Below are 6,938 nucleotides of genomic sequence, written 5' to 3'. Positions count from 1 at the left end.
ATATTGTTACGGACAATCACTCAGTGTGGAATGTTTCAGGAAATGTAGATAACAAACCGTGGGAATTTCTCCCAATTCATACTGATCAACTGCTGGTAGACAAAGACAATATCGTAGAAATATTCCTATCTCAAGAGGATGAAACCGTTAAAGTGAAGGACTTCGTGATCAGTCCCGTAGCGCTCATTGTGCGAGTTATTGATTGGGATAGCAACGAACCTATTCCCAATGTTGAAGTATTCTTGACGCATCAGCAAACCAGCGAAAAACAATCGTTGGTCACCAATAGGGAAGGTAAAGCTAAGGTTATTACAGACAACCGCTCGGTTTGGGATGTCACCGGAACCTTAAATAACAAACCGTGGGAGTTTCTTCCTATCCATACCAATCAGTTACTAGTAAATAAAAATAACACCATTGATATATTCCTGTCGCAAGAGGATGAAACCGTTGAAGTGAAAGACTTCGTTATCAGTCCTATTTCACTTACGGTACGGGTTGTAGATTGGAACACGAATGAAGCCATTCCGAATGTTGAGGTTTACCTGGAACATCAAAGTAGCGGTAAAATACAGTCGCTGACTACAAACGAGGAAGGCAAAGCCAGAATTATTACGGATGATCATTCGGTATGGAGCGTTACAGGAACCTTGAGTGGCAAGCCTTGGGATTTCATCCCTATTCATACCAGCCATTTGCTAGCTGACCAGGATAATACTATTGATATATTCCTATCCCAAGAGGATGAAACCGTTGAAGTGAAGGACTTTGTCATCAGTCCCGTGGCGCTCATCATACGAGTTGTTGATTGGGATAGCAACGAACCTATTCCCAATGTTGAAGTCTTTTTAGATAATCAAAGAACCAGCGAAAGGCGCTCAATGGTAACGGATTTTAATGGGAATGTAAAAATTATAACGGACAATCGATCGGTATGGAACGTTACCGGAACTTTGAATGGTGAGCCCTGGGAGTTCCTCCCTATCCATACTGATCAATTACTAGTGAGCGAAGATAATACCGTAGAAATATTTCTGTTCCAAAATACTGAAGCTATTCAGGCAATGTATGTGATTGTGTTTGATCGTCACGACAATAAGGGTGATATACTGGTAAGTATAGACGGTGAAATATATCAGTTTGAGCAGATAGACAATCAAAATTATTTAGTACAAGGTGATAAGCGGATTTCTTTGTTTCGCTCAGATGCATCCGTCGGTGCTGAAAAAGGGTTAGAAGAAAAAATGGATGAAATATTCTTTCAGGAAGGGGTACCGGTCCGATCTATTACCGTAATTAATACCGTTTATTTTGACTTCGACCAAGCAAGCGTACGAAAAAATGCTTCTGCCGAACTGCGTAAGCTGGCGGCAGTGCTTACTAAGCACACCAATTTAACGATTTATCTTGATGCTCATACCGATAGTCGCGGGTCAAACAACTACAATATGCAGCTATCAAAAAGGCGGGCCAGTCGGGTACAACAATATTTAGCTCAGCAAGGGGTAAATACCAACCAAGTCATGCTTCAGTACTACGGTGAGAAGAAATTACGAAACAAGTGTTCCAATAATGCACCTTGCGATACTCAAAGCCATCAACTCAACCGCAGAGTAGAATTCAGAGTTGTAGACTTTAGTTTCCATTCAACTCCTATGATCGCCGGATAGGTAGTGCTGAGGGCGGGAGTCGAACCCGCACGAGTGTTACCTCACACGCACCTGAAACGTGCGCGTCTACCAGTTCCGCCACCCCAGCATATCTCAAAATTAAAGATTTCTTTCAGGATACACAATGATAAATTAGTGTTATAGTTGATTGTGTTGATGTGCGCAGGTGTTAGTGTGTTCATGAGAAATATATACAGCAAACAACCTAGCCACCTTAGCACCTTAGCATCCATCACTACATCTATTTTGACTCAATAGCAGCAAGCGTTTCGGGAAGAGTTAAATAAGTTGTGTCGATGTGGTGAACATAGTTTTCCCAGTGGTAGCTTTGTAGTTGTTGACTTACAATATCAACCCGTTGCTTCATCTGGTTTTCTGAAACCCGAAGTTCGTCTCGCCGGTGGTTTTCACTGATTTCGCAATAGAGCCAGACAAATTTTAACTTGGCATTCTTAGCCTTCTTTTTAAGTCCGGAATGAAGTAGGCTTAAACCATAAGGACTCCATACACCTTCAATAGCTACGGGCATTTTTTGAGCCAAGTACTCTTTTGCAGTTACTAAACTTAAATTTGCTACCAACTTTTCTTCCTCTCGGGTAAATCGTTCTAGGCTATCATCGTAAATCCATTCGGTGAAGTAGTCGGTTTCAATGGCTACTCCTTGTTTGGCTTTGGCCCAAACCCGAGCGGTAGCTGTTTTCCCCACTCCGCAGGCTCCCGTGATTATTAGCACTTCATTCATTCTACCGAATCTTGCTGTTGCTTCTTTTCAATAGCAATCCCCATTTTCTCCATTAGCTTACTAGCATTAAAGCTGCGGCACACGCCGTCGTGCAATCGATAGTCAAAAATAATCTCGTCGCCTTCAATAGTGCTGGTAAAGTTGTAGTTACGCAAGCTAGGCAGCTCGTCCGCTAGCTTTCCTAATTCCAGATCATGAGTAGACACAAAGCCAGAAGCTTCCAGTTTACCCAGTTGTTTTATCAGCGAAGCCGCGCCGTGGTGGCGGTCGTGAGAATTGGTTCCTTTCAGAATTTCATCAAGCATAAATAGTACGGGTAATTGAGGGGCTTCCAGCATAGTGAGCAACTGGCGCAACCGTTGTAGTTCGGCGTAGAACGACGATACATTTTCTTCCAACGAATCTTGGGTACGCATACTGCTGAATACCTGCATAACGGCTACCTCAAACTGTCGGGCACAGACTGGTGCCCCAGTGAGAGCCAGCACCATATTGGTGCCTATTGTCCGCAGAAAAGTGCTTTTTCCCGACATATTCGACCCAGTAATAATATTAATGGTACCCTGCCCCGCCATAGTAAAATCGTTGTTTACTCGCTGCTTAGGAGGAATTAGGCAGTGCCCCATTGCTTCAGTACGAATGTAGTGACGTTCATCCGAAATGGTGGGAAAAGTAAAATCCGGTTGGGCGAAGGCAAAGCTGGCAATGCTATCCAGTGCTTCTATCTCACCCATGCTGTTGAGCCAGCCCTCAATATGATCTTTCGTTCGAGCTTTCCAGCGGTCGGCTCGTAGTAGCCAGTACACATCCAGCAGAAAAATCACATTCAGAACGTGGTACATCATATTGCCTCGAGCATCAAAGTTTGATAGAATATAACCTAACTCCTTTACTGAGTCCGAAGCTGATTTTCCTTCACTTCTTAGCTCGTTTTGTAGCGATAGCAATTTAGCAGAGCGGAAGGTTTGTTGTTCTACGCCCTCCATCATATGCCGGTACGCCTTTAGTGTGCTTACACTTTTGTTCGTTTGCCGGTGGACTTTCTCTGCCGCTTTTGCCGTACTGGCAACTCCAACCATATTTAATATAATAAATGACGCTGGAACGTACCATTCTAATGAAGGAAGAACAAAAGCTAGCACAATGAACAGGACTGCCGAAATACTAAATGTAACTTGAAGAAATCGGTAAAGACCTCGCCAATCATCGTTAATCGCTGGTGGGGAAGAGACCCAAGCTAGTAGTTGCTGAATCTCTTCCTGCGTAGTATTGACCTGGCGTCCGTGGGCCTGCTGAGTTTGTCTCCAATCCAATTGATCCTTTAATTCCTCCGCGGCTTCTTGCCGAGCTTCAATCTCCGGCTTAGCAGTGGGTTGGCAAAGCCAATCGGCTAAGAAGTCTTTCCCTTTCCGGGTAGCACTACGATTGATGAGTTGAAATAGTGAATGCTCACCAAATACATCTAAATCGCCGGAATAAGGGTGGCGAAGGTCTTGATACATGGAGCCAGTATCAAACGAATGAAGTTGATAATTTAGTCGGTGTAGTTCTTCTTGATTAATCACCGCTAAACGCTTAGTATGTTCGTAGGTTTGCTTAATGTTCTGGTGCCATCGGATAATGAAAACAAAGCCGATTGCTGATCCTATTAATGTAGCAATGAAAAATTCAGTAAGTCGGGCATTCGCCAGATAGACGAGGCCAATGATAGCCACTACGAAGAAAATAATCCGTAGGGTTGAAACCTGATTATATTTTCGGCGAAGTACCTGCGCCTGTTGTTGAAAGTCTGACATTCGGCTCTGAAATACTTCATTCACAATCATTTTCATGTTGGAGCTGCTAATAGTATGTTGATTGAAATTCTTCTTTGACAAAACTTATGGTTATTGCATTAAATTGAATCGTCGGGTATAAATAGTATTTATTTTGGTTGATATGAGATCCCAGGATTAATGTTTTTTAGTGCGCTTACGAACTTCTGCTTGTCTTTAGGAGAGATTATTATTGAGTTCCCGTTTCCGTAATAAATCTTTATTCTATCAAAAGAAGGAGCTGGTGATGAAGTAAGATTGTTTGTTTTGAAAATGGCTTTAATGGTACCGATCGCAATCGGTTTATACTTAGTAAATCCGCTTCTCACGGTTAGGTAGCGGTTGTCAATGATAGTATAAGTTGTTCCTAATAGAATGTACAATACGAAAGCGTACGTTACTAGTATAATCAGACTTACTACTACAATTGCTTCTACTGGAGCACCGTCAACGATCACCCAAATGGGTATTGCCCCAACAATTAACGTAATCGGTATGAGTAATTCGTATCCAATCTTTGACTTGAAAACTTGCATCTGCTAGGCTAGGTTTAGTAGTTTATACCATCTACGTAAAAATGCCCGTAAGTTTCTAAAATCCATCCGCTATTCTCAAATCTTGTTGTATCTTCACGGTTCTGAATATTTCATTTATGTCTTTCTCTACTTCTACCACCGAAGCCGTACCAACTAATCTTTCTCCGCAGGGAGTTGATCTGGAACAGGTTTGCCAACAGTTTGGCACCCCGCTTTACCTATATGATGCCGACGTTATTATTCGTCAGATTGAGCAGCTAAGAAGCGCGTTTACGTACCCAAAAGTAAAGTTCAAGTACGCGGCTAAAGCTTTAACCAACATCTCGATACTGAAACTCATTCGTCAGCAGGGTATTGACCTGGATGTAGTTTCTATTGAAGAAGCACGGATTGGATTAAAAGCAGGTTTTTCGGCTCAACAAATTATGTATACGCCCAGCGGCGTACCATTCGCTGAAATTGATGAAGCGGTAGCTTTAGGAGTGCAAATAAACGTAGATAGCTTATCACTATTGCGGTATATTGGCAAGCAGTACGGTAATTCGGTTCCCAGTTGCATTCGGCTGAATCCGGATATCCGGGCGGGCGGACACGAGAAAATTTCTGTTGGTCATAATGAATCAAAATTCGGTATCGCGCTATCGCAGCTCAACTTGGTGGTAGAAATTGTTGAGGAGTACGGAATTGTGATTAATGGCTTACATATTCATACGGGTTCGGACATTAAAGATCCTCAAGTATTTGTTGAGGGTGCTCAACGCTTGTATGCCGCTGCTCAGTATTTTTCAGATTTGCAGTTCATTGATTTCGGTAGCGGATTTAAAGTGGCCTACAAAGAAGGCGACATTGCTACCGATATTCCTCCGCTGGCTCAAATTATGGAGGAATCTTTCCGAGAGTTCTGTCAAGAATACGGTCGGGAGTTAGAGATGTGGTTTGAACCGGGAAAATATATTGTTAGTGATAGTGGTTATCTGTTGACCAAGGTTACGGTTGTAAAAGAAAATCCAGGAATTAATTTCGTTCACGTTGATACTGGGCTGAATCACTTATTACGCCCTATGATGTACGATGCTTACCACGGGATCGTTAATATTACTAACCCGGCGGGATCGCTTCAGTCGTATCGAGTAGTGGGTTACATCTGCGAAACTGACACTATTGCCGAGAACCGAATGCTTCCCCAAGTACGCGCTGGTGATATTTTAGCAATAAAAAATGCAGGTGCTTACGGGTTTAGCATGGCTTCTAACTATAATTCTCGTTTGCGGCCAGCCGAAGTACTCATATACCAAGGCGAAGCTAAACTGATCCGCCAGCGAGAAACAATGGATGATATTCTACAGAATCAAATAGAAATATCTCTATGAACGCATGTTCATCATTATAAAATACTTTTGGAAGGTTATGGAAAAATCCCCCCAGCCCCCTTTTTCTAAGGGGGAGTATAAAAGTATACACTTCTCTAAATTGATGCTTCCAGGTCGCGTAAACTACGAAGATAATTCCCTCTTTTTTAAAAGGGGTAAGGGGGATTTAAAAAAGTTAGTACGCTACTTCCTGCTGCCAATTTTTCTTTTCCTATCAACCAATCCGACCCAAGCTCAGGAAAAATTTCGTTCGTTTAATATTGGAGTAGGCTATACTCTGCCTAAATTTCTTGACAAAGGCTTTTCTTCCCTTCGCTACCAGGGACATGCCGCGTCAGTAGTGGGTGGGTTTCACTTTCGAAAAGATAGCAGCAAACTACAGCATATTGACCTGCGATTCGACTATGGACAAATGTCAGCCTTTGCCTTTGAATTTGCTGATGTCAACTACTTTCGTATTGAAGGGAATTACAGTTATCAAAAACGGATTAAGAATATTTGGCAGGATCGTCTTCAGTGGTTTGTCGGTGGTTCAGTTAATACGCTTTATACGCTATGGGATTTCTCGAACTTTAGCAATAATGCATTTAATACCAGTCTGTACGTATCGCTCAGTCCCACTACTTCGCTGGCGTATCCGTTTAAGCTCTGGAGTCGGCAGTTTCGAGCCACGTATTCAGCGTATTTACCGCTGCTAACCTTTGCGGTGCGCCCGTCCTACGGTACTACTCGTCTGCCGGGTTTTCTGGACGACGAACGAGACGAACCAGTTGCTCAATTTTTTGAGAGCGGCTCTCTTACCAGCT

At 42.7% G+C, this 6,938-nt stretch carries 6 protein-coding genes and 1 tRNA gene; 3 read left to right on the top strand and 4 right to left on the bottom strand.

Annotated elements, in window-relative coordinates; translation table 11 throughout:
- Positions 1 to 1,670, top strand: a 1,670-nt coding sequence (locus tag WBA23_RS04850) for an OmpA family protein (RefSeq protein ID WP_424581122.1), incomplete at its 5' end; no start/stop codon positions are given.
- Between the two features lie 4 nt (positions 1,671 to 1,674).
- Here the strand turns inward: WBA23_RS04850 and WBA23_RS04845 are convergent.
- The 4 genes from WBA23_RS04845 to WBA23_RS04830 all read right to left on the bottom strand — a co-directional run bounded on the left by WBA23_RS04845 (position 1,675) and on the right by WBA23_RS04830 (position 4,762).
- Positions 1,675 to 1,758, bottom strand: a tRNA-Leu gene (locus WBA23_RS04845).
- A gap of 153 nt (positions 1,759 to 1,911) precedes the next feature.
- A complete protein-coding gene (locus tag WBA23_RS04840; protein ID WP_424581121.1) occupies positions 1,912 to 2,412 on the bottom strand; it encodes a hypothetical protein in 501 nt (166 codons plus the stop codon).
- Positions 2,409 to 4,289 carry a MutS-related protein gene (locus WBA23_RS04835; protein WP_424581120.1) on the bottom strand — a complete coding sequence of 627 codons (1,881 nt, stop codon included), beginning with the start codon at positions 4,287 to 4,289 and terminating at the stop codon, positions 2,409 to 2,411. Before WBA23_RS04835 ends, WBA23_RS04840 begins: the two co-directional genes overlap by 4 nt.
- A 47-nt stretch (positions 4,290 to 4,336) precedes the next feature.
- Positions 4,337 to 4,762 carry a PH domain-containing protein gene (locus WBA23_RS04830; protein ID WP_424581119.1) on the bottom strand — a complete coding sequence of 142 codons (426 nt, stop codon included), beginning with the start codon at positions 4,760 to 4,762 and terminating at the stop codon, positions 4,337 to 4,339.
- A gap of 116 nt (positions 4,763 to 4,878) precedes the next feature.
- On the opposite strand from WBA23_RS04830, the gene lysA reads away from it, so the two are divergent.
- Both lysA and WBA23_RS04820 read left to right on the top strand, forming a co-directional pair.
- Positions 4,879 to 6,132 (top strand): diaminopimelate decarboxylase, encoded by a 1,254-nt coding sequence (gene lysA / locus WBA23_RS04825; RefSeq protein WP_424581118.1) that lies wholly within the window; start codon positions 4,879 to 4,881, stop codon positions 6,130 to 6,132.
- Positions 6,133 to 6,169: 37 nt separating this feature from the next.
- The coding region (locus WBA23_RS04820) for a hypothetical protein (protein WP_424581117.1) at positions 6,170 to 6,938 on the top strand (769 nt) is incomplete at its 3' end.

It is taken from the genome of Tunicatimonas sp. (assembly GCF_049647865.1).
GTDB lineage: Bacteria > Bacteroidota > Bacteroidia > Cytophagales > Cyclobacteriaceae > Tunicatimonas.
This window is presented reverse-complemented; position numbering and strand designations above follow the sequence as displayed.